This window comes from Nocardia nepalensis (genome assembly GCF_048910785.1).
Lineage (GTDB): Bacteria > Actinomycetota > Actinomycetes > Mycobacteriales > Mycobacteriaceae > Nocardia > Nocardia nepalensis.
On sequence record NZ_JBKBET010000008.1, the window covers coordinates 82,615 to 103,862 of the forward strand.

Below are 21,248 nucleotides of genomic sequence, written 5' to 3' on the forward strand. Positions count from 1 at the left end.
CTACCTGCCCGGTGTGATCAACCGGTTGCTGATGGTGGAGAGCATGATCAACGCCGCTTACCCGACGGCGAACTCGCCGCCCTCGGCGTCGCAGCGGATACCGAATGGGTCACTGGTGCTTCTTTACGTAGAAGCCACCATTAGTCTTGTCACCACACTGGTCGGCCGCGACCATGTGGGCTAGCAACGGCGGGGGCGCAATTGCCGGGTCGTGGACTGCATCGAACATCGCCTCAGAAGTGGCGAGTTGGTCGTCCAGTCCGGTGCTGTCGAGCACGGCTAATGGTCCGCGCCGATGTCCCAAACCCAGAACGACGACGCGGTCGATATCGGCAGCCGAGGCGAGCCCGTCATCGAGTGCTTGGACAACCTGATGGAAGAACGGAAGGACGAGCCGCCGGGTCAGCCGCCCGGGACGGTCCCTCACATTCAGCGGAGCCCATCCCAGGCTCGTGGCCAACATACGCGCCTTCGCGACATATGCCTCGCCGCTGCGTGAGCCCGCCGCGATCTCAGCAAGATGCCCGTTCGACGTCGCGGGCATGACGTGAACTCCCACCAGCCGTTCGGGCTGGGTGAGCGTGGCACCTAACTCGGTCACCGTGAACGCCGATGTGGTGGTGACCAGCAGAGCATCCCCGCCGCCGGTGAGCTGGGTGAGAACGTCGATCTTCACGGCGCGCACCTCGGGCACAGCCTCTACCAGCACATTGCATCTGGCCAGATTCGTAATCGATTCGACGGCCGACGCACGCTCGGGGGCCGGCAGGCTTCGAACCAGACAAGACGCGCGATCGTGATCGAGATCCGCCACGATCACGGCGATCCCGGCCGCCGTGCACGCCGCGGCGAAATACGAGCCGACCGTTCCCGCACCGACTATGCCCACGGTGGTCATTCCGCGACTCCTACGTCGTAACGGTAGAAGCCGCGCCCTGCCTTGCGCCCGAGTTCGCCAGCGGCAACCATGCGTTCGATCAGTGGTGGTGGCGCGAACCGCGGATCGCGCAACTGCCGGTACAGGCTCAGCGACACCGCGCGGTGTACATCCAGTCCGACGATGTCCAGCAGTCGGAACGCCCCCATCGGGAAGCCGACGCCGGCAGTGACCGCCAGGTCGATTTCCTCAACGGTTCCCCATCCCGCTTCCAGCGCCCGAACGCAATCGTTTTCGAACGGGACGAGCAGAAAGTTGGTCAGCAATCCAGGCGTGTCCTTCAGAACAACAGGTTGCTTGCCGAGACTGCGAAGAAAGTCCTCCGTGCGCTCGAGGGCCACGGCATTGGTCTGCCGGGCGGGTGCAACCTCGACTAAAGACATCAGCGGCGCGGGATTGCAGTAATGAGTGCCGACGACGTTGCCGGGTCTGCGCATCCGCCCAGCGATGGCAGTGACCGGCAATGTCGAAGTATTCGTGTGGAACAGAACATCATCGGCACATACATCCTCGACAGTCCTCAGCGTATGTACCTTCAGATCGAGATCCTCCGGAATTGCCTCGATAACTATCGAAGCGTCCCGCATCGCGGCAATCTCCACACACGGCCGGACATGCGCCGATATCGCCTGCCATTGCGACGAGTCGAGTTTGCCCCGCCGCACACTCTCGGACAGAAACACCTCCGCAGCCCGTACCCCGGCCTGGGCTTTCTCCTGGCTTACGTCGGCGAGTAGTACCGAATACCCGGCCCTCGCGACGGTGACGGCGATGCCGGCACCCATGGTTCCGGCGCCGAGCACTGCCACCAGCGCCTCTCGGTTTACCATATTGACAATGGTATCAAAAGTCTTACAGTTAGCGAAGATGTAATCCCGACGATCGAGGGAGGAGGGGACAGGTGGCTGCCATCCACGCGGGCGCGACGGTTGCCGTGATTGGCGCCGGCACGATGGGCGCAGGAATCGCGCAGATGACGGTCGCCGGACATGACACCGTGCTGATCGACGCCGAACCGGGCCGCGCGGGAAGGTCGGTTGACGCGATGGGAAACGATTGTTGTGCGAGGCAGCTCAAGGGCGAATGCGCCACGCGGAGCCCGAGGAAGCGGGAACGCGGCTCAAGGCCGATTCATTGGACGGCGAGGCCATGATCGAATTGCGGTCGAGCGCAGCGGTAATCTCCACGAACGCCCACACCGCGGCGGCGCAAGCGGAAGAATTCCGCAGACTCGTTGTAGCGCAGCGGAAATCTCGGTCAGCATCGTGGATGACGTTCCGGGCCTCGTCATCGCACGTACGGTCGCAGCACTGGTCAACAATGCGACGCACCTTCTGGCGCGCAGAACAGCTTGCAGCGCCTATATCGATACCGCAATGAGATTGGGCACCAACTATCCACTCGGGCAGCTCGATTGGAGAATTCGGTGAGGCCAGGTCTGATCTCGGCGATCCTGGACAATCTCGAATCGGTCGATGGTGACGGCCTTTTCAGGGCCGGTCCGCAACGCCATAGGTAAGTACTCACCCGAACTCTGCCGGCGTCAGATCGAATCAGCGATGGCCAGCTCATCGCCGCGGACGAGTCGGACACCCTCGACTTTTGACCTGCCCGCCGCAACCGCGGCCGGCGTGCGGCGCGCTCGTCGTGGCCGCTTCCCTCTGAAATACCGGAGAAGAAAGAAACAATGATGAGGAAAATCGTAACGGTGGCCGCAGGTCTCGTCGCCGCAGTCTCGGTCGCGTCCGGCTCGGCCGGCGCGCAGCCCGATGCGGAAGGCGCAGTCGACTTCACCGCTTATGCCACCGACACCCAGTCGATTGTCACTACGAATGGCGGTTCGATGATCGTCGAGGACGGTGTCTTAAAGATCAGGGCCGCAAACGGTGCCGCGCTCGCGGGTTTGCCGTTGACGTTCCGCGTCGATGACTTCGAGTTCCCGATCGTCGCTGATGTCGCTGATCGCGCGGCGACGTTGACGCCGAAGTTCGATATGGCGCATGCGGTCTACAAGCCGGTGGCGCTACCGTTCGAGGACAAGGCGCCGTGGAAGAACGAGTACGACCGTGAGCAGGCCGCCTGGTCGCGGATGACCACCACGATCACAATGGGTGCCACGCTCGGCACACTGGTCGGTGGTATCGGTGGCGCGGCGGTTGGTTGTGTGCTCGGTGGTATCGCTGGTGCGACTGTTGCGGCGGCGACGATCGTCGGTCTTTTCGGCGCGTTCATCCCTGCCGCTGCGATCGGTTGTCTGGGTGGCACCATCGCTGTCGGTGCTCTCGGCACTGTTGCCGGGCAGCTGCTGGTGACCGCGCCGGTCGCGATCGGCGCTGCGATCCAGTACTTCGCCACGATCAACCAGCCGCCGGTGGCGCCCACGAAGTAGACAGCAGGAACGATTGCGTTCGTCAAGAACACAGACCCCGTTCGGCCTTCGGGTCGGGCGGGGTCACGATTCGCCGCGACGAATCTCCGCCCACCGACGGCAGTGCGAACGATGGTTCACCGCAGCCGTCGTCGGGATATTCCGCGTGGGAGAAGGGTGAATCGTCGCGGTTCGACTGTGGTGTCCGCTGGAGACTTCGTCGTATGTGGCAGATGAGCGGAGTCTGGTGGTGGCGGCCCGCTACAGCGGAACGGTTGAGTATTCGCTGGTCCCTTTATCTCGATGGAACCGGGTGGTGTGGCGTCCATCTGTGAATTAGTTCGTGATCCGGAATAGCTACAAACGTCGGCACAATATCTGCGACTCAGGCTGAGACTGCCCGAATGTTCGCAGAGTATCACCATGATCTCTGCCGCCACTGCTTGTCAGGACTTCGAGGCGCATCTTGCGCACGTCCATAGGTAGATAGGTCGACGGACTCGCTACAAACAGATTCGAAGCCTCCTGATGTGTGGCGCCCCCCTAGAGCCTCAAGCTGAAGAGACAAGGAGGTGTGCGATGTATCTGAACGGATATGCGTCCGGGCCACCGGTTTGGACGGTGCCGTTATTGGAGCCCGATCAGCTGCTTCAGGCGGTCTCGGGTCGCCTGGCGAGCGGCCTTGCTCTTGTCGGCTGGGCACGAGAGCTCGGCGATTTGCATGCCGAACTGATATCGCATCAGGTTGACCTGGCATCAAGGCAAACGATCTGCGATTGCGAGAAAGTGCGAGTGGAGATCGATCGAGTTGTGGGCGAGATAGATGCGTGGGCAACGGGCAATATGCCGCGAATGAAAGGGGCGCGCATGCACACACACTCGCTGGGCGATGTTATAAGCCGCTTTGCTATGGCCTTCGCTGATGCTTGGTGGACAGTCGTGCATTCATCGGATGCTGAACTGCGGCATCAGGCGTGGTTGCATCTGAGTCAGGCGCGTGAGGGGTATGCGGAAATGGCGATAGAAATGCGAGCGCGGCGTCTCCAGTTACCTTCGGGGATGAGCGTAATCAGGAGACGTCGAGTCTAACGGCATGTCGATTGAGTGCGTGTTCCGCAAGAGTCGAGGATGTACACAAAGAATCGAAACAGTATTTGGAAACGAGGATGGAAATGGACTCGAACGTCGAAGGTGAGCTGAACGCCGATTTTCAGCGCTGGATCGAGCTGGTGGATCGTGCGGCGCATGCCGAAAATGAAGTCGAAAGAGAGAAACCCGCATTGCGAGTGGCGGAGCTGGACGAGAAGTGGACGTCTGTTGCTGGCGAAAACTGGCACGAAATGCGCGAAAACTGGTACGAAACATGCAAGTCGAGGGTGCAATAGAGTCGCAAGACCGGAGGCTTGTTCGACAAAGACAAGCCGGCGCTGTTGATGTTTGCGCATAAATGGGCTCGTGTGGAAACCGAATATTTTCGTCCGTTTCGAGGTGAGGGTGTTTTCCACCTTCGCTGGCCGGCAACGGCGCCGGAGCAGTTCACAACGACGTGGACCTCGACACGGAAGAGTCGGTGCCCACTCGGCGAGAGTAAATCGACTGCCTGATAGAGGGCGGAATCAAGAGGTGAAATTTGAATGAAGTATATTGTTTTCGGTGTGGGCGGGTGTTGTTTTCGGAGATGGATCGCCATCGCCGCCCGCACATGCTCTGCGCCGGTTTGAAGGCAAAGTCGTATGCACGAATGACCTCGGCAGATTGGAAAGCTGTGTCCGGTTGGCTCAATCCGCGCCAGAGCTCCCCCACGGGGCAAATGGGAGCGGAATAGACCACACCACGATAGATGCGCCCAGGCCCGCTCCAAAATAAGCGGATACCGCAAAGGGTCGGTATACCCCAGGGCTGCATCGGCCGCAGTGAGAGCACGCAGGCATGCGGGGGTCGGCCAGCTTCGCCGCGGCGTTCCGTGTGAGCCGGTCCTCACCAATCACGACCCTGACCCACTTGTAGCCAGGGCGCCATCGAGGAGTCTGACATCTAGCAACTACGAAGCGAGGTCTCGGCCGGGCCGCATGTAGCCTAGGCGTTTGTGCAGTTCCGGGCTCTCGGGATTTCGCCGGAGCATTCGTCGGCGATTGGCGGATGGGGCGGCTAAGCTCTAGCAATATGTCGGCGCAGCGCCGGGCGCGGACGGGGGATTTATCTGCGGCAACGGATCGTTTCGTTGGCCGGGATCCGGAGTTGGACCGGGTTATCGAGTTACTGCTGTCCTCAACGCGGCTGATCACCTTGATCGGCCCCGGGGGTATCGGGAAAACGCGACTCGCCACCGAGGCCATCCGCCGATTCCGCAAGACGCGGCGGACACCGGTCTACTGGGTGCGTCTCGCACGGCTGGTCAAGGGCTCCGACGCGGCCGCTGTCGAGGAAGAAGCCGCCAACGCGGTGGTCGATACCGACTTCTCGGGACGGTCCGGGTGGGAAGCCCTGGTCGACAGGTTGACCGTGACCGACGAGATGGGGCGAACTCTGCAGTCGGTGCTGGTGATGGACAACTGTGAGCATGTGCTTGAAGGCGCCGGTCAGGTGATCGCGGAGTTACTGGAGGCGGTACCAGGGTTGACCATCCTCGCGACCAGTCGGGAAGCAGTGGGGTGGGTAGACGAGCATGTGGAGGCGGTTCCCGCGCTGTCACAGCAGCAGGCTTTGGCTTTGTTCCGTCAACGCGCAGCATTCACCGGTCGACCTGTAGTCGACAGCGACGATGTCGCCAAGGCAACCCTGATTTGCCGTCATATGCACAACCATCCGCTGTATATCCGGTTGGCGGCGGCGCGATTGTCACGGCAGCCATTGGCGATGATCATCCAAGAACTCAGTGGCGAGGTCACCGACAAACGACTGCGATGGCAAGGGCCCCGGGTCGGCGCAGAGCCGCGGCATCGCGGGGTCGGTGATGCCATCGCCTGGTCCTATAACCTGTGCCTGGATCAAGAGCAATTGCTTCTCGACCGGATGTCGGTCTTCGCTGCCGGGTACGACACCAACCCCGACGACGATTCTGTTGCGGATGTCGGCGTCGACTTAGAAGCTATCGAGGCCGTCTGTGCGGACGCCCCCTCACACGAGGAGGATCTGGCAAGCGGTAGGAACTCGTCGGTAAGGCTGCCCACCGAGGATGTCGAAGGTGTGCTCGAACGCTTGGTCGACCAGTCACTGGTGACCATCCATATCACGCCGACCACGGTGAGGTACTCCCTGTTGGAGAGTGTTCGAGTGTTCGCCGGGCAACGTCTGCACGAACACTCGACCCGTGAGGTGGACGAATCCGAAAGGTTTGCTCGGCGTCATCGCCGATACTATCGGGAGAGAATCGTTGCGGCGCAACTCGATCGGTCCAGCCCCGCCGGGCAAGGACTGTTGGACTGGGTTCGCGCATCATGGGACAACCTTGTCAGGGCGATCGAGACAAGCCTGACCTCGGGCGAGCCGACGGTCGGCTTGGAAATTTCTTCGAGCCTGATTTTTATGCCGATAGTCAAAGGCTCATTTCGAGAGATGCGCCGCTGGACCGAACGCACGCTCCAGGCGACCCGCGCGCTGACCCCACAACCCACCGACCTGCAGATCAAAGCCATGGCCATGCTCGGGTGGCAGGACCTGCTAAGAGGCAAGAACAACGACGCAGAACACATCCTCGAAGAATGCGTCACCGCTTCGATCCCCGACCCGCAAATCCGACACGACTGGCGGGAGACTCCGGAAGTCGACCACGGTCTGCCCGCTCCGGTCGAATTCCTATGGGCCGCGGAACTAGCGATTGCCCGCCGAGACCGGAGAGCGCTCACGGCGTTCGCCCGCGCCGGCGAAAAGTTCCATGTCCTAGGCGACCACGGCGGTGAGGACAGGAGCTCGGATGTAGAGGCGTGGGCTGCAGGGTTCGTAGGATCGGCGGAGCAGGCTCTGCGGATCACCCGACGCCACCTCGATAGCGCTACCGCGTCCGGTGCCAAGTGGGCACAGGCTTGGGCAGAGATGGCGCGAGCAATCACGTTGACCAAGTACGGTAATCCGACCGAGGCGTTGGCCCTCGGGCGCAGCGCATTGTTGTACCACCTTCAGGCACACGACCACTGGGGTGAATTGTGGACAGTGCATATACGAATGTGGTCGTTGGCGCAAATAGTCAGCACCACGAATACGGCCGGAAGCAGCGACCGTACCGAGCTCGGTGCATTGGCCACCGAAATCGCTCAACTCGCCGGCGGGGCCGCGACGTTGCGAGCGGCGCTGGGGTTCGATAGGGGCGATCTGGGACCCTATGCCGATGAAACGAGCAAGGCGATCGATGTTGCCCGTGGGGTGCTCGGGCGCGAGAAATTCGCCACTGCGCAGCGGCAGGGCTCCCTCCTGCGTTCGGAACTGAGTGAGGTGCAGCGGCTGGCTTTGGGCACGCTGTCCGTGGGCAGACTTCCGATAAATCATCCCGCCAGGCGGGACAGCACCTCACACTGGCATGAGCTGTCGGCCGCCGAGCAGCAGGTGGCGACATTAGCGGCGGCGGGGTGGACGAACTCCGCGATTGCCACTCGCAGAGGGAATTCTTGTAAGACAATCGACGCACAGATGGCGGCGATCTTCCGAAAATTGGCGATCACGTCGCGAGGCGACATCATCAAACTTGTTCCCGAAGACCAGACCGATCGAATCCGGGCCGAAGCAGCGAAGCGGCGCCTCGGGACCGGCGAGAAGCGGCCTCGACCACGGCTGCGGTAAAGATGCGGCCGAGGGCACGTCGTATTCGATGTCCGGACTACCGCCGGAAACACCGTTAGCGAGATAGACCCTTTCGGTTCGGCGCACGGTCAGAGTGGCGCCGTGAGGAGGTGGGCAAGCAGCCGCTTGTGGCCATCGCTGAAACGGTGTTCGCAGTACAGGTCTTCGAGCCCGAGACGGTGCTCGATAACTGGGACGACGTGTTGCGACACTGGGTTCGCGGGTCGGCCCTCAGCGACGTCGCCGGTGACCGCATCGAGATAGCGCAGTTCATCGAGGCCGACGTGATCTACCGGTTGGTCTTGGGAATGGAGGCCGCCAGGGTCTATGAAGCCGCGCAAGATAACGACGCCACCTTGTTGGGCACAGCGGTGACCGCCATCGAAACCGGAACGTTCAACCGGGCAGCCTCAATCCTCATCCGCTCCGGCTTCGACCACCGTCTCGCGGCCATATCGGCGGTGACGAGCACCGACGCCACATTCGACTCGACGAATGGCATGCGTCAGTGGATCGACGACCTCGACCCCCGCGCATGCTCTCAGCGCGAAGTGGCCGACCCCCGAGCCTCGGTCGAACCCCTCGCGGACACGGCGCTCACGCCGATGGAGCCGCCGAATCGAGGACCTGCAGGATGTCACCTGGTACGGGATGATACCGGACCCGGATACTTGGCTGCGCGTGACTGATGCTGGCCCGGACAAGATCGAGATCTGGTCGACGGGCTTCGACCTCCTCGGCGAAGCCGCCATTCGCATCGATCGTGAGCGGCAAGGCGTCTTGCGCGCTCGGCGGCACCACGCTGACACCGGGATCCGCCTGCATTATCGCGGCCCCGGCGACCTGCTCCCAAAAAGGCCGAGCGCGCCAAGCGCTGATGTGTAGGACCTCCTGTGACATAGGCTGATTTGTGACCCAAGATGCCTTAAGTGCTCAAGGTTCGAAAGAAGCTTGTTAACTGTCTCTCAATTACTTTGTAGGGATCTCCATAATTATCGCGGATCTGCGCGATCTCGATGAGGTCGTCGTCGGTAAGAAAGACAATCATCTTATGAGTAGGGTTGCCCTCATTTGCATGGCCAAGCGGACAACCGAACCTCATTTGCTCCGAAGGCGCACGAGCGATAATGCTTGAGTCAAGCTCGATCTGCGCAGAAGTAAGCATGTCTACACCGCCGCTAGCTGCGGCGGTGAGGTGCCGCCCTTGGCGCAGTTGGCATGCACTTGCTGTGCGATGACCTCGTTTGAGCGCGTACCCGAGCTCAGGCCGGTGTCGTGAGTGTCCGAGGCGGTCCATGGTTGAGAAGCATTTCAAAGTATGTGCTCTCAGTCACGTTTATCTCAGTGGCCATATAGCTATATATTGCTAAGATCAGCTATGTCGGTCGTTGCGGTGCTAGGTCTCGATCACGCCAGCGGATTCGAATTGATGATCCCAGGTCAGGTTTTCGGTATGGCCAACATTGCTTCGGACGCCGATTCGTGGGATCTGCGCGTCGCGACGAAAGAACCGGCGGGCAGGGAAGCGTGCCCTCGTTATGAGGTTCGGGTCTGTTTGCGAGAGCGATCTTTTACTACCGCTCTTCAATTCGGCGCGACCGAAATACGAACGCCATTCGGGCTGGACGCGGTCGCGGAAGCAGATATTGTCCTCGTCCCCGGAACGGCAGCATTTCTTGAGAAACCCCATCCGGAAGTGCTCGAGGTCCTTCATGATTCGGCCGAAAGGGGGGCTCGCATCGCTGCGGTGTGCGTGGGCGCATTCACCATCGCTGCGGCCGGACTACTCGATGACCTTCGCGCAACCACACACTGGAAATGGGCGGAAGAGCTCGCATCCCGACACCCGTCGGTTGAAGTCGATCCCACCGTTCTCTTCGTCGACAACGGACAAATCCTCACCTCTGCCGGCGTCGCCTCTGGCCTGGACCTGTGCTTGCATCTGCTTCGCTCTGATGCCGGTGCGGAACTCGCTGCACGAACTGCGCGTCGGCTCGTAGTCCCCGCCTGGCGCGGCGGAGGGCAGTCGCAGTACATCGAGCACCTCGACCCTGTCGATACCAGCACCTCACTTCACTCGACCATTGACTGGATGGAAGAGAACGCATCGGCCCCCCTAGATCTCGAGGCCATCGCCAAGCATGCATCGATGAGCGTGCGCAGCCTGAACCGACAATTTCGAGCCCATGTCGGCACAACGCCACTACAGCTACTGCTGCGGATGCGTGTCGATCGGGCCCGTCGGCTCCTGGAATCGACACGTCTTCCTCTTGATCGTGTAGCAGAACAATCCGGCTTTGGGTCACACGCGTCTCTGCGGTACCACTTCGCTCGGGTCGTCGGGACCGCCCCGCACAGTTATCGCTCCACCTATGTCTCGCATGACGGGTCCGACCGGACCACCACCAGTTAATCTACGACGAAGCCTCATGAGCCCTTTTCATCCTCGTTCGGCCTGAAGCTCGTGGTTCTGTAGGACGTGGATGACCTTGCAAGTGTCGCGGCCTTGTGTGGGCAGCAGCGCAGCTTGTGCAGCACCTTCTGCTCTTGCGCTGCGCGTCGGCGCGTCCACCCAGGATCACACAGGCGTGTCCGTCGTTCTTCGCTTGCTGCAGCGCCGATCTCAGCTTCGGCATGACCCGCCAGCAGCTCCATGATCTCGGCCGCGTAGCGCCACGCGGTCGTCGTCGATACCTCGAATCCGGCCCCGAGATCGCTGTAGGTCTCGGCTTTGCACAGGTAGACCAGCGCAAGCACGGCTTGGCGACCGGGGTTGAGCTTGCTCTACGCCGAGCCGAACCTGCCGCGGTGCCGGCGGATCACTCCGGCGACGTAGTTCAGGATCTGGCGGGACAACGGCAGCGCGGCACGGTAGAACAACAACGGAAGCCCTTGGTGTACGGCGGTTTTGGTCGTTAGCTGATCTACCAGCGGCTCCGTCATATCCCCAGGCGACACGCCGACTCCAGTCACGGTGCCCGCCAACGTCATTCATGCAGGATTAAAAGGGCTCGGTGAAGGACGAGTCGTTTTGGGTTGCCCCTGGCACGCGCTGATGGAATCGCTGACGATGCCTGCCCCCTCTCACCGTGACACGGTGGCTTGCCTATCTCCGAGGCGCGCGATCGTTGCTCACCCGCTCGAAGATCGATCGCGATCTCGCATCTGAGACAACTGGCCACCTCGTTGTACCCGAGCGCCGAGGCCATCGATCCGATAGGTCAGATGTCGGGCGCCTACAGCGTGCCGACGCGTGTGGTGTGATTCATCAGAGCGAGAAGAAGGGATCGTCGATCACGTACAGCCAGCGTCCATCCGACTGCCGCCGCACTACTTCGGCGGTGGTAGTGACCAGTGGGCTGCCGTCCGGGGTGGCACCGAGGACCTCCGCGTTGTTGGAGATCATAGCCAGGTCGCCGACGCTGTGAATGCGACGGGACTGTAGATCAATGGTGGCACCAGTCTCCATCATCGATTTCAACGAGGCTGCGATGGCGTCGGTTCCGGTCATCGTTTCGCCGGGACTCGGCATGTAAGCCGCCGCCCGCTCGTACAACGACATCAGTGCATCCAGGTCGCGAGCGTTGAAGTACTGCACGAAAAGGTCTGCCAGAGCCTCGGATGTCATAGCTCCAACACGGCCTGCGGTAGCGGACTTGTCGTTCCATCCGGCAAGGTTGATGAAGTCGAACCAGGTGAGGGGGCCTTCAGTGGGGTAGTACAGATGGTGGATCTGCCCCGGGAAGCTGAACGGGCTGCCCTTGGCCGGGTTGGCGTGCACCTGCTGTGCGATGACGTCGGCAAGTGCATAGCCGAGGTCATGGCGAGGCCAGATGGCGTGCACCTTATCGGCGAAGTCAGCAGGTATTAACTCGCGGCCACGTCCGAGGATGTCGGTGCTGATACCCATCTGGGCCACCGCTTCCACCGGACCGAAACGGTGAGCGATGCCGTCGCTCGTATGGAGGGCGATGGCGTTCCACACCGTCTTAACACGCGCATCGTCCACGTCGTGCTTGCGGAGATACTCCGCCGCCGCGTCGGCGCCATCGACCTCGAAACGCTGGTCGCCGTTGGCATGATCAGTCGCGCCAAGATCATGCAGGATGCAGCTCAAATTGTTCACTGATGCCACGTTCAGCGGCGACACCTTTTTCACCGATGCCTATTTCGGGCTCCTGTCCACTTTCGTACGCACCGACTTCGGCTCCAAGCGGATCGTTTCACCAGGCTTCAGCGGGAGGGTCGAGGGCCGCGATTCGACTGGAGTGAAGACGGCGACGGCAAGCCAACGAACGTCGAACCGCAAGATTGGCCGCCGGTGGCAGCGGGATCGTGACAGGTCTCTGTCGATGTTCGAAGTCGCGTGCACGACTTCGAACATCGATGAACTCGACTTCGGAAAGTTGACAGTCTCTGGGACATTCGGGGACATGTTGAGAATCGTTCGATTCTCCGACACCCCGCCACCATAGGGCGGTGCGGTCCAGAAACGCAGGTCGACCGGTGTCGATGTTCGAAGTCGGCTGCACCGATGTTCGAAGTCCTGCGCAGACCAACGTGGTTATGTTTGCTTCCAAAACGCCGCAACCATTTCCGAGCTCGACCCTGCGCCTCGGGGTTACTCGATGTCGGTGACGGCACCGAATCTGTCTGGGAGAATTGTGGATCAGATTCACCGGCCCCGGAGCGTGAATCTTTCTACGGCGACGCAGGGGTTGCGAGCCAGAACGCCTTCATCGATCGGCTGGCCGCGGACCATACCGGCCGAGTCGTTGTCACCGAGATCGGCCGGTCACGGGGCGGTCAGGCAATTCGCAACGTGCACATCGGGTCCGGGCCGCGCTCGATACTTGTGCTCGGTAGTCCTCACTCGAATGAACCGATCGGCCTAGCCACCACCCATCATCTGCTGGGGCGGTTGGCCGCCGACGAGTCACTGACGTCTTCTCTGGAAGCGACCTGGAATTTCGTGCCGTTGGTGGATCCGGACGCCACGCTGCTGGGCGAAGGCTGGTTCGATGGCCCGTTCACGCGCACCAACGTGGCGCGCCACTTCTACCGGCCGCCCGCTGATCTGCAAGCCGAGTGGACCTTCCAGTTCCTGTGATGTCCGATCACCTGTCGTCCTTCGCCCTGTGGACGGCTTTCCCGTCCTCCCTGGCCGGGCGTGACTCCGGCGACTACTACGACGACTCCGTCGCCCTAGGATTCGCGTCCCGTAGGCGATCCCGCGTTCGTCTTCGTCATACGTATCGAGCGCGACGCAGGCGGCCCACTCATCTCCTTGAATGTCCCCACTGGACATCGCTCCGCATCCGAAGGGCGGGCCAGCCAGCGGATAGGACCGGCCCGGGACACGGCGTCGGTGACAGGCACCTTTCCGACGCCACGCGGACCTGATCACGGCGATGTACCACGACTGATTGCGGTCGAGCACGAGGCTACGCCGCCGAGTCCGCCCTCCCGGTCGGTCTGTCGTCCCGATGCCAGCGGGCGAGGTCGATGCCCGCGAAAGCAGGGCCACCATCGCACTGGGAGGGAGAACGAAAAGCGCGCAGGGGCGCGGGCATCGGTTTTCGAGCACTGTTCGATCGGCGAATGGACTGGGAAGTGAGCAGTGGTCGCGGCGACTATGACTATGACTCGGCCGTGGCAAGGAGTTCAGGGATTGTGCTGGAGACAGACGTGGGGTTGTTGCAGCTTTCGGTGCTCGGACCGGTCGAGGTGTGGCTCGGCGATGTGCCGGTGGATGTCCGGCAGCCGAAGCCGCAGGCGCTGCTGGCGATGGTCGCGATGCGCGACGGCCGCGCCGTCTCGATCGAGGAGTTGATCGACGGGATATGGGGCACCGACGTCCCCGATTCGGCGGTCGGCGCTGTGCGCAATTTCGTGTGGTCGGTGCGCAGACAGCTCGGTGACCACAGCGGTGCCGACATCGTGGCCTCGGTGCGCGGTGGCTATCGCCTGGCGGTTCCGGTCGGTATCGATGCCGATGCCGCCGAGCGGCGTCGGGATGCCGCTGACGTGGCGCGCGCGGCGGGACGGCTCGCGGAAGCGGAGATGGAAGTGCTTGCGGGACTGGAACTCTGGCGAGGCGATCCGTTGGCCGGAGTGCCGGGTCCGTGGGCGACGGCAGAACGAACGCGATTGCGGCGGCTGCGCCGGAGTCTGCAGGAGTGTTCGATCGAGATTGCCACGGGCGCAGGCGAGCACGACCGGGCGATCGCGGAGATCGAACTACTACTCGGCACGGATCCATACTCCGAGCGGTTGTCCGCGCTGCTGATGACGGCGCTTCATCGAGCGGGGCGACGTGCCGAGGCGTTGGCCGCCTACCAGCACACCAGACGGCAACTCGTGGAGGACCTGGGCCTGGAACCGGGCTCGGCTTTGGTCGACTTGCACCAGCGGATACTCACCGGTGGTGCCGTACCCGCCACCACCGCATCCGAGGCAGCCCGCGTCCGGCACGTTCCTGCACAATTGCCTCCGGACATCACTGACTTCACTGGACGCTCGGCCGAGGTCGCCCGGCTGGAGACCGACCTCGATGGGGCGGACGCGATGGCCGTTGCTGCCGTCCAGGGCATGGGCGGGGTAGGCAAGACGACGCTGGCGGTACACGTCGCGCACCGTGTCCGGCACCGATTCGCCGACGGTCAGCTCTACGCCGACCTCCGCGGTACAGGGACGGATCAGGCCCGGCCCGATGACGTCCTCGCTGAGTTTCTGCACGCGCTCGGCATCGCCGATGACGACGTGCCGTCGGGGGTGAGCAGACGCAGCGCCCTGTGGCGGTCGACAGTCGATGGTCGGCGGATGCTGCTCCTCCTGGACAACGCCTCCGACGCCGCCCAGGTGATACCACTACTACCCGGCACATCAGCGAGCGCGGTGCTGATCACCAGCCGCCGCCCGATCCATGTTTCCGGGATCCGAGCACAACGCCTCGCCGCACTCGACACATCGACCGCTGCGGAATTATTCAGCCGTGTCGTCGGTCGCGATCGGGTGGCCGCGGAGCCGCACGCAGCGCGGCGGATTGTGGGTCTCTGCGCAGGTTTGCCGCTCGCCCTTCGCCTGGCCGCCGCGCGGATCGCGAGCCGCCCCGAGTGGACACTGACCACCGAGGCCGAACGAGTGGCCGCGCAGCGCGCCGAGTTGGCGACTTTCGAGTTCGCGGACGTCACAGTGGACTCCGCCCTCCGCGCCGGTTACGCGCAACTGGATAAGGAGGCGGCGCGCGCCTTCCGGCTCCTGGCCCATGTCGGGCTGCCAGACCTTTCGCTGGCGGTGATCGCGAATGCGCTCGATCGGGACCACCGGGTGTGCGAGTACATCTGCGAGGAGTTGGTGGACCGCAGCATGCTCGAATCGGCCGCGCGAGGCCGCTACCACTATCATGATCTGATGCGGATCTTCGCGCTCAGTTGCGAACCGCGCGACGGTCGGCCGGTTTCCTGATGTCGACCGCTGGTTCGCCGCGGCGGCAGCCGATGCGCCGAGCCCGGGTTTCGAGATCCGCGGCCTTGTCGTCGGGCGATTCGGAGCCGTGCTTGCCGCCGCGTTCCCCGCTAGCCGCACCACCTGAACAGCACAATCGTCGCCGCGGGCATCGCCGATAGGATGGCCGCGACGATCGGAGGAGAGGACATGCTCGCGCACAGCTTGGCCGCGGGGCGTGACCGGGCGTTCGTCGGGCGCAGGACCGAGCTCGCCTGGTTCCGGGCAGCGACAGCAGGCGATGCGGGTGCATGCCCGGTCCACTATCTGCACGGTCCCGGCGGCATCGGCAAGTCTGCCCTGCTCAGAAGGTTCGCGAGCGAGGCCGGAAGAGCGGGCCGCTCGGTCGTCGAAGTGGACAGCCGCACGGTGACTCCTACCCCGGAAGGCTTCACCGAGGCCGCGGGGATCGCGCTGCACGAGCCGGGGGCAGTGTTGCTCGTCGATACCTTCGAGAAATGTCAAGGTCTCGAAGGTTGGTTGTGGGAACGGTTCCTGCCGCAGCTACCGATCGGCACGATCGCGGTGATCGCCGGACGAGTGCCCCCCGATCCGGTATGGACGTCCGATCCGGGATGGGCCGAGGTGCTCCAGGTCACCGCCCTGCGCAACCTCGCGCCGGGTGAGGCCGCCGAGTTCCTGCACGCGCGCCGAGTGCCCGCCAGCGCACAGCAAGCCTTGCTCGGATTCACCGGAGGCAATCCCCTCGCGCTTGCGCTCGCCGCCGCGGTCGCGGTGAAAGACACTGTGGTGACGCCGAATTGGAAACCGACCCAGGACACCATCGCCACCCTGCTCTACCAGCTCGTCGGCGACACACCCAGCCCCGAGCACCGCAGGGCGCTGGAAATCTGCGCCCATGCCTTCGTCACTTCCGAATCGCTGCTGCGCGCCCTGCTCGGCGATCAGGCCACGGAACTGTTCGCGTGGCTGCGCGTGCAGCCGTTCATCGAGTCGACCGCCATGGGGTTGTTCCCTCACGATGTGGTCCGGGAAGCACTCGAGGCGGACCTGAAATGGCGCGACCAGGAAGGGTTCGCCGAAATGCATCACCAGATGCGGGAACTGCATCTGGCCCAACTGCGCTCGACGCCGGCTTCCCAGCTGCTCCAGGCGACCGGTGCGCTGATATTCCTCTACCGCACCGACCGGCAGATGTCGGAGTTCAATGTCTGGCGCGAGGTCGGGCTCGTCGAAGACCGCCCCTACCACGATTCGCAGCGTGAGCGGGTGCTGCAACTGGTCCGGCAGACCGAAGGACCGGATTCGGCCTCGATCGCCGCCTTCTGGCTGGACCGCCAGCCCACGGCCTTCCGCGTGTATCACTCCACACATACCGGAGAGCTCGTCGCGTTCTCGGCATGGCTCGAACTGTCCGAACCCGAAGGGCTGGATATCGATCCGATCGTCGCCGCGGCGTGGAACCACGCCCGCGCCACGGAGCCCTTGCGCTCGGGTGACTATATGGCGTTGGCACGCTTCACCATTGATGCGAACTGCTATCAGCTCCCTTCGGCCTCAACGACTTTCGCCCAGTGGCGGGCCACCGGGGAAATGATCCGCGGTGAACGGCTCGCCTGGTCGTATGTCGTGATGCGCGACGACGGCTACTGGGACGACCACCTCGGTGACATCAACATGATGCCCATTGACTCTCCCCCGACCGTCGGGGATTACCGGTACGCGCTTTTCGCTCATGATTGGCGCGCGCAGCCCCCAGGCCCGTGGCTGCAGCAGAAGACCGAGGCGATGCTGTCGGGTTCGTCCATGGCCGACCGACCGGCTCGTGTACGCGGTGAGCTGGTCGTGCTGTCCCGGCCCGAGTTCGATGCGGCGATTCGCAATGCCCTGCGCGCGCTACGTCAACCGGCAGCGCTGGCCGACAACCCACTCAACCGCAGCCGCCTGGTCCTCGACAGCGGCACGGGCCTGGCAGAGGTACTCACGGACGCGGCGCAATCCCTGCTCGGCGAACGCGGCGGCGAGAAGCTGCATCGTGCGGTCACCATCGCTCACTTCAAAGGTGCTCCTACCCAAGAGGTCGCGGCCGAACTCCTCGGGTTGCCGTTCAGCACCTATCGCCGCCATCTGACCACCGCGGTGGAGCGGATGAGCGATCTGCTGTGGCATCGCGAGCTGAACGGACACTGATCGACCGGACCCTTCAGGTACGTCACGGATGGAACGGCCAGTGGCTACCGCCCTGAGGGAACAGGGATTCCCAGAAGTCGTTCAGCGCCGCTGCGGCCGAGGCCGGGTCCTCCAGCATCCACCAGTGCCCCGCCTCCGGCATGAGGTAGAACGTCGCTCCGAATTGGCGTGCGACCTCTCCGGCAAGGAGGTAGTCGTCGAACTGATCACCCACCGGATTGATGACCAGCCCGGGCACGTCGGATCGCTTCAGCTGATCCCCCCAGCCCCGATAGGGATTGGGGATCGCGGATCGGTAGAAGTCGAGGAGCGACTTGCCCATTTCCGCGTCGAACCGCTGCTGCATCCGGATCGCATGGGGATCGGGTGCACCCGCCGACCGTAGGCTCGCCGCGACACTTCCCCGCGCGTCGGCATCGGCGGCCACGCCCTGTCTGACGAACTCCTCGCCCGCACCGGCGGTCTGCCAGATCTTGGCCAGTTCGTGCCAGACATAGTCCGGATGCATGCTGCTCGCAATGTCCGCCACCCAACTGCGCAGCGTGACATCAGGTCTCGTCACTACCCGATAGGTCAGCAAAGCTCCGACGTCATGGCCGACCAAGTCGATGGGGCCGCGCATGCGCCGCAGCTCGGCCGCCAGCCACTCGGCGTACTCGTCCTTACTGGCGCCGAAGGAAGCCGGCCTGCCACGGCCGAACCCGGGCAGCATCAGCGCCACGCTGTCGGAATCGATGTGCGCACGCACACCATCCCAGATCTCCGCAGTCTCCGGGGCGCCGTGTACGAATACGACGGTCACACGAGTTCTCCTTTCGAAATAGACCGGACCACAACAACTGCCGGGCCGCTACGGTCGGTCATGAAGCGGGGCATAGTCGCGCTCATATATTCGGCCGGCCGCGACGCGCACTACCGCATTGCGCAACGTCGGTGCCATGCCCCTGGTCCGGTCCCGCCGGTGGGTTCTCGACTGCATCCAGTGGGTTCGCGGAAGCCGACGCCGGTGATAGTGCGCGAGGAGGACTGCGACCTGTCCCGCGCCCGCCAGGGATTCCGCGAGCACGAGCGCGTCCTCCACGGGTGGTCTCCTCGGTATCGCTGTTCACTCACCGACCCGGCGGCGCCCCGAATGACCACTCGGGTATTCGGGGCGCCGAAAGGCTTATTGCCCCGACAGGAAGTCGAGCAGCAGCTTGTTGACGGCTTCCGGCGCCTCCAGTTGCATCCAGTGGCCGATTCCCTCGAGCCGCTCGTATCGCCAATATCCGCCGACGTGCTGCCCTGTTCCGAGCATCGCCTGCTCGGTCAGATACCGGTCTTCGCTGCTCCATACCCCCATGACCGGTGCGAGTACAGGCGGTAGTTGTGGCGGGTCGACCAGCAGCTGCGGCCCGGCTCCGGTGCGATACAAACCGAGACCGGTGCTGAGCGCCCGTGGGTCGCGGAGCCGCTCGATGACCTCGTATAGGTCCGGATGGGTGGCCAGCCATTGCCGGGCGTTGGCGAAGTCGTTTTGCGCGAGCCAGCGTTCGGCGATCCCCTGGAACTGGAAAAGCAAGAAGTACCAGGACATTTCGCGCTGGTCCAATCCGGCGTCCACGATCGCCGCGGGGTGCCCGACCGACAGGCAGGTGAGGCTGGCCACCCGCTCCGGGAAGCTGCCTGCGAGCAGCTGGCCCAGCGATGCGCCCCAATCGTGGCCGACGACGTGCGCCCGTTCGACGTCCAGTTCATCGAGGACACCGACCAAGTCACCGACGTACTCAGCGAGCTCGTACTTCGCCAGCTCCACCGGTTTGTCCGAGGCGCCGAACCCGCGCAGATCGGGTGCGATCGTGCGGTATCCGGCGGCGTTCAGTGCGGGTACCTGGTATCGCCAGGTGGCGTGCGTGTCCGGATAGCCGTGTACCAGCAGCACATCCGGTCCGGTGCCGCTGACCTGTACCTGCAGTTCGATCCCGTTGGTCTCGATGCGCATCACTTCGCTCCGATCACAGCGAGCAGCTCCGCGCGCGACGGGCCCGGCTCCGGGTAGCGGGCGGCGCCACCGCCGAGCTCGACGATCCGCTCGACCAGTCCGGGAATGGCCAACGCCTCATCCGGGGTGCGGATCAATGAGCCGACATCACCGAAGGCCCGCAGTACATTCGGATCCTGCAGCTTCGCGGCTTCCAGCGCCTGCCGCAAAGCCCAGTCCTGATCATCGGTTTCATAAGGGACACCGGCGATTTCGCCGTCGATTTGCGCGAGCCTGTGCAGGTCCCATGCGGCCGTGGCGTGGTAAACCGGTCCCTGCGTGGCCTCGGTGACCTCGTCGAACCGCAGGATGAGTTTCTCGGGATCGGTCGAGCCGACCTCCCGCAGCACATCGCGCAGCAGCGCCGCGTGCGACATACCCATCGTGATACCCATGCCGAAGGTGGGATTGGTTGTCGCCCAGGCATCTCCGATACTCAGCAGACCGGTCGCCACCGGCCTGCCATCGACGACGAATCGGCGATGCCGCGCCTCCATCCCGGACATGGCGAGCACTCCGGTGATCGGGTCCGCGTAGGAAGCCCAGTGCGCCATGTTGGGATACAGCGCCGCGACCCGTTGCCAGACCTCTGGATCGCTCAGCGCTCGCATGGCGCGATCGCCGGCCGATACGAACAGCGCCAGCGACCAGGTCCCCGCATCACCTGGGACGCTGGTCATCGACAGGCTGTCGTGGTGGTCCAGTGGCCACGCCGCCTGTGCGGGCATGGAGCCGTCGGCGGAGCGGAAGTAGCGACTGTAGGCCAGGAAGCCGGTCTCGTGCTTGTCCTGAACGGGCGCGGAAGCGCCGATATCGGTCAGCATCTTGCTGACCGGTGAGTTACGGCCGAGGGCGTCGACGACCAGATCCGCGTGGATGGCCTCCCCGTGAGCGGTCAGCACTCCGGTGACATGCGGAACCCCGGCGGCCGATGCGCCGTCGGACAGCAATCCACTGACCGGTGCGCCCCGGCGAACGGTGACTCCGGCGGTTCGCGCGGCGGCGTTACCGAGTCCCTCCTCGATGACCGGGCGGCGCGCGGCGAGGGTATCGAACCGTTCGTCGCCCGGCAGTCGGCCACCGATCGCGTCCAGATCGTAGGCACCGCCGAGCATATTGTGCGGCCTGGCACCCACAACCATCAGCTCATCGATGGCATCGGGCAGTTCGCGGACGAGCAGTTGGAAGGCCCCCGGCAACATGATGTGCGGGTGCCGGAACTGAGTGACGCCCGGTCGCCGCCATTGATCCCACGCAGCCTCGGCGTCGTTGCCCGGGCTGCCGGCGTCCTTGTCCAGCACCGTGACCCGATGACCTTCGCGCGCCAGCAGCAGCGCCGCCGTCATACCCGTCGGACCGCCGCCGAGAACTGCTATCTTCATCGCTCGACCTACTGTGGTGATTCGCATGATTGGTTCCTTGTCACTGCTCGTTGCGGACTCGGCCAACTTTCGGCTCGGGTGGAGCTCAGTTGCCAGACCAAAAGGTGCTCA

The 21,248-nt window shown here is 63.4% G+C and carries 18 protein-coding genes and 1 pseudogene; 12 read left to right on the top strand and 7 right to left on the bottom strand.

What is annotated here, in order from left to right; translation table 11 throughout:
* Nucleotides 1-109: 109 nt before the first annotated feature.
* Nucleotides 110-898, bottom strand: a complete 789-nt coding sequence (locus tag ACHQ4I_RS07750) for a 3-hydroxyacyl-CoA dehydrogenase family protein (RefSeq protein ID WP_420771005.1) — start codon at nucleotides 896-898, stop codon at nucleotides 110-112.
* A complete protein-coding gene (locus ACHQ4I_RS07755; protein WP_420771006.1) occupies nucleotides 895-1,746 on the bottom strand; it encodes a 3-hydroxyacyl-CoA dehydrogenase family protein in 852 nt (283 codons plus the stop codon). The genes ACHQ4I_RS07750 and ACHQ4I_RS07755 overlap by 4 nt, the downstream gene beginning before the upstream one ends.
* 125 nt (nucleotides 1,747-1,871) lie before the next feature.
* Here ACHQ4I_RS07755 and ACHQ4I_RS07760 point away from each other — a divergent pair, with 125 nt between their 5' ends.
* The 8 genes from ACHQ4I_RS07760 (at nucleotide 1,872) to ACHQ4I_RS07795 (ending at nucleotide 10,491) form a co-directional block, all read left to right on the top strand.
* Nucleotides 1,872-2,090, top strand: a complete 219-nt coding sequence (locus tag ACHQ4I_RS07760; protein WP_420771122.1) for a 3-hydroxyacyl-CoA dehydrogenase NAD-binding domain-containing protein — start codon at nucleotides 1,872-1,874, stop codon at nucleotides 2,088-2,090.
* Between the two features lie 112 nt (nucleotides 2,091-2,202).
* Nucleotides 2,203-2,367, top strand: a complete 165-nt coding sequence (locus ACHQ4I_RS07765) for a 3-hydroxyacyl-CoA dehydrogenase family protein (protein ID WP_420771007.1) — start codon at nucleotides 2,203-2,205, stop codon at nucleotides 2,365-2,367.
* 260 nt (nucleotides 2,368-2,627) lie between these two features.
* Nucleotides 2,628-3,326, top strand: a complete 699-nt coding sequence (locus tag ACHQ4I_RS07770) for a DUF8020 domain-containing protein (protein WP_420771008.1) — start codon at nucleotides 2,628-2,630, stop codon at nucleotides 3,324-3,326.
* Nucleotides 3,327-3,884: 558 nt separating this feature from the next.
* The gene (locus tag ACHQ4I_RS07775; protein ID WP_420771009.1) at nucleotides 3,885-4,394 is read left to right on the top strand and encodes a hypothetical protein; all 510 of its coding nucleotides are present in this window, start codon (nucleotides 3,885-3,887) and stop codon (nucleotides 4,392-4,394) included.
* Nucleotides 4,395-4,477: 83 nt separating this feature from the next.
* Nucleotides 4,478-4,690 (top strand): hypothetical protein, encoded by a 213-nt coding sequence (locus ACHQ4I_RS07780; RefSeq protein WP_420771010.1) that lies wholly within the window; start codon nucleotides 4,478-4,480, stop codon nucleotides 4,688-4,690.
* A 1,117-nt stretch (nucleotides 4,691-5,807) separates the two neighbouring features.
* The gene (locus tag ACHQ4I_RS07785; protein WP_420771011.1) at nucleotides 5,808-8,078 is read left to right on the top strand and encodes a LuxR C-terminal-related transcriptional regulator; all 2,271 of its coding nucleotides are present in this window, start codon (nucleotides 5,808-5,810) and stop codon (nucleotides 8,076-8,078) included.
* A gap of 110 nt (nucleotides 8,079-8,188) precedes the next feature.
* Nucleotides 8,189-8,767 (top strand): hypothetical protein, encoded by a 579-nt coding sequence (locus ACHQ4I_RS07790; RefSeq protein WP_420771012.1) that lies wholly within the window; start codon nucleotides 8,189-8,191, stop codon nucleotides 8,765-8,767.
* 689 nt (nucleotides 8,768-9,456) lie between these two features.
* The gene (locus tag ACHQ4I_RS07795; protein ID WP_420771013.1) at nucleotides 9,457-10,491 is read left to right on the top strand and encodes a GlxA family transcriptional regulator; all 1,035 of its coding nucleotides are present in this window, start codon (nucleotides 9,457-9,459) and stop codon (nucleotides 10,489-10,491) included.
* A gap of 154 nt (nucleotides 10,492-10,645) precedes the next feature.
* Here ACHQ4I_RS07795 and ACHQ4I_RS07800 read toward each other — a convergent pair.
* Nucleotides 10,646-10,961, bottom strand: a pseudogene (locus ACHQ4I_RS07800) (helix-turn-helix domain-containing protein); the annotation flags it as partial.
* 385 nt (nucleotides 10,962-11,346) lie between these two features.
* Complete coding sequence (locus ACHQ4I_RS07805) at nucleotides 11,347-12,204, bottom strand: nuclear transport factor 2 family protein (protein WP_420771014.1); 858 nt, start codon at nucleotides 12,202-12,204, stop codon at nucleotides 11,347-11,349.
* On the opposite strand from ACHQ4I_RS07805, the gene ACHQ4I_RS07810 reads away from it, so the two are divergent.
* From ACHQ4I_RS07810 to ACHQ4I_RS07825, 4 genes are all read left to right on the top strand, one after another.
* Nucleotides 12,185-12,553: a hypothetical protein gene (locus ACHQ4I_RS07810; RefSeq protein ID WP_420771015.1), complete on the top strand. Its 369-nt coding sequence runs from the start codon at nucleotides 12,185-12,187 to the stop codon at nucleotides 12,551-12,553. The two genes, ACHQ4I_RS07805 and ACHQ4I_RS07810, sit on opposite strands and share 20 nt — an antisense overlap.
* A 59-nt stretch (nucleotides 12,554-12,612) precedes the next feature.
* Nucleotides 12,613-13,188: a M14 family zinc carboxypeptidase gene (locus ACHQ4I_RS07815; protein ID WP_420771016.1), complete on the top strand. Its 576-nt coding sequence runs from the start codon at nucleotides 12,613-12,615 to the stop codon at nucleotides 13,186-13,188.
* Nucleotides 13,189-13,751: 563 nt separating this feature from the next.
* Nucleotides 13,752-15,545: an AfsR/SARP family transcriptional regulator gene (locus tag ACHQ4I_RS07820; RefSeq protein ID WP_420771017.1), complete on the top strand. Its 1,794-nt coding sequence runs from the start codon at nucleotides 13,752-13,754 to the stop codon at nucleotides 15,543-15,545.
* A gap of 189 nt (nucleotides 15,546-15,734) precedes the next feature.
* Nucleotides 15,735-17,735, top strand: a complete 2,001-nt coding sequence (locus ACHQ4I_RS07825; protein ID WP_420771018.1) for an ATP-binding protein — start codon at nucleotides 15,735-15,737, stop codon at nucleotides 17,733-17,735.
* A gap of 22 nt (nucleotides 17,736-17,757) precedes the next feature.
* Here the strand turns inward: ACHQ4I_RS07825 and ACHQ4I_RS07830 are convergent, their stop codons facing one another.
* The 3 genes from ACHQ4I_RS07830 to ACHQ4I_RS07840 form a co-directional block, all read right to left on the bottom strand.
* Nucleotides 17,758-18,537, bottom strand: coding sequence for an alpha/beta fold hydrolase (locus ACHQ4I_RS07830; RefSeq protein WP_420771019.1), 780 nt, complete (start codon nucleotides 18,535-18,537; stop codon nucleotides 17,758-17,760).
* A 363-nt stretch (nucleotides 18,538-18,900) separates the two neighbouring features.
* Nucleotides 18,901-19,716: an alpha/beta fold hydrolase gene (locus ACHQ4I_RS07835; protein ID WP_420771020.1), complete on the bottom strand. Its 816-nt coding sequence runs from the start codon at nucleotides 19,714-19,716 to the stop codon at nucleotides 18,901-18,903.
* Complete coding sequence (locus tag ACHQ4I_RS07840; RefSeq protein WP_420771021.1) at nucleotides 19,716-21,137, bottom strand: FAD-dependent oxidoreductase; 1,422 nt, start codon at nucleotides 21,135-21,137, stop codon at nucleotides 19,716-19,718. Before ACHQ4I_RS07840 ends, ACHQ4I_RS07835 begins: the two co-directional genes overlap by 1 nt.
* Nucleotides 21,138-21,248: the final 111 nt, after the last annotated feature.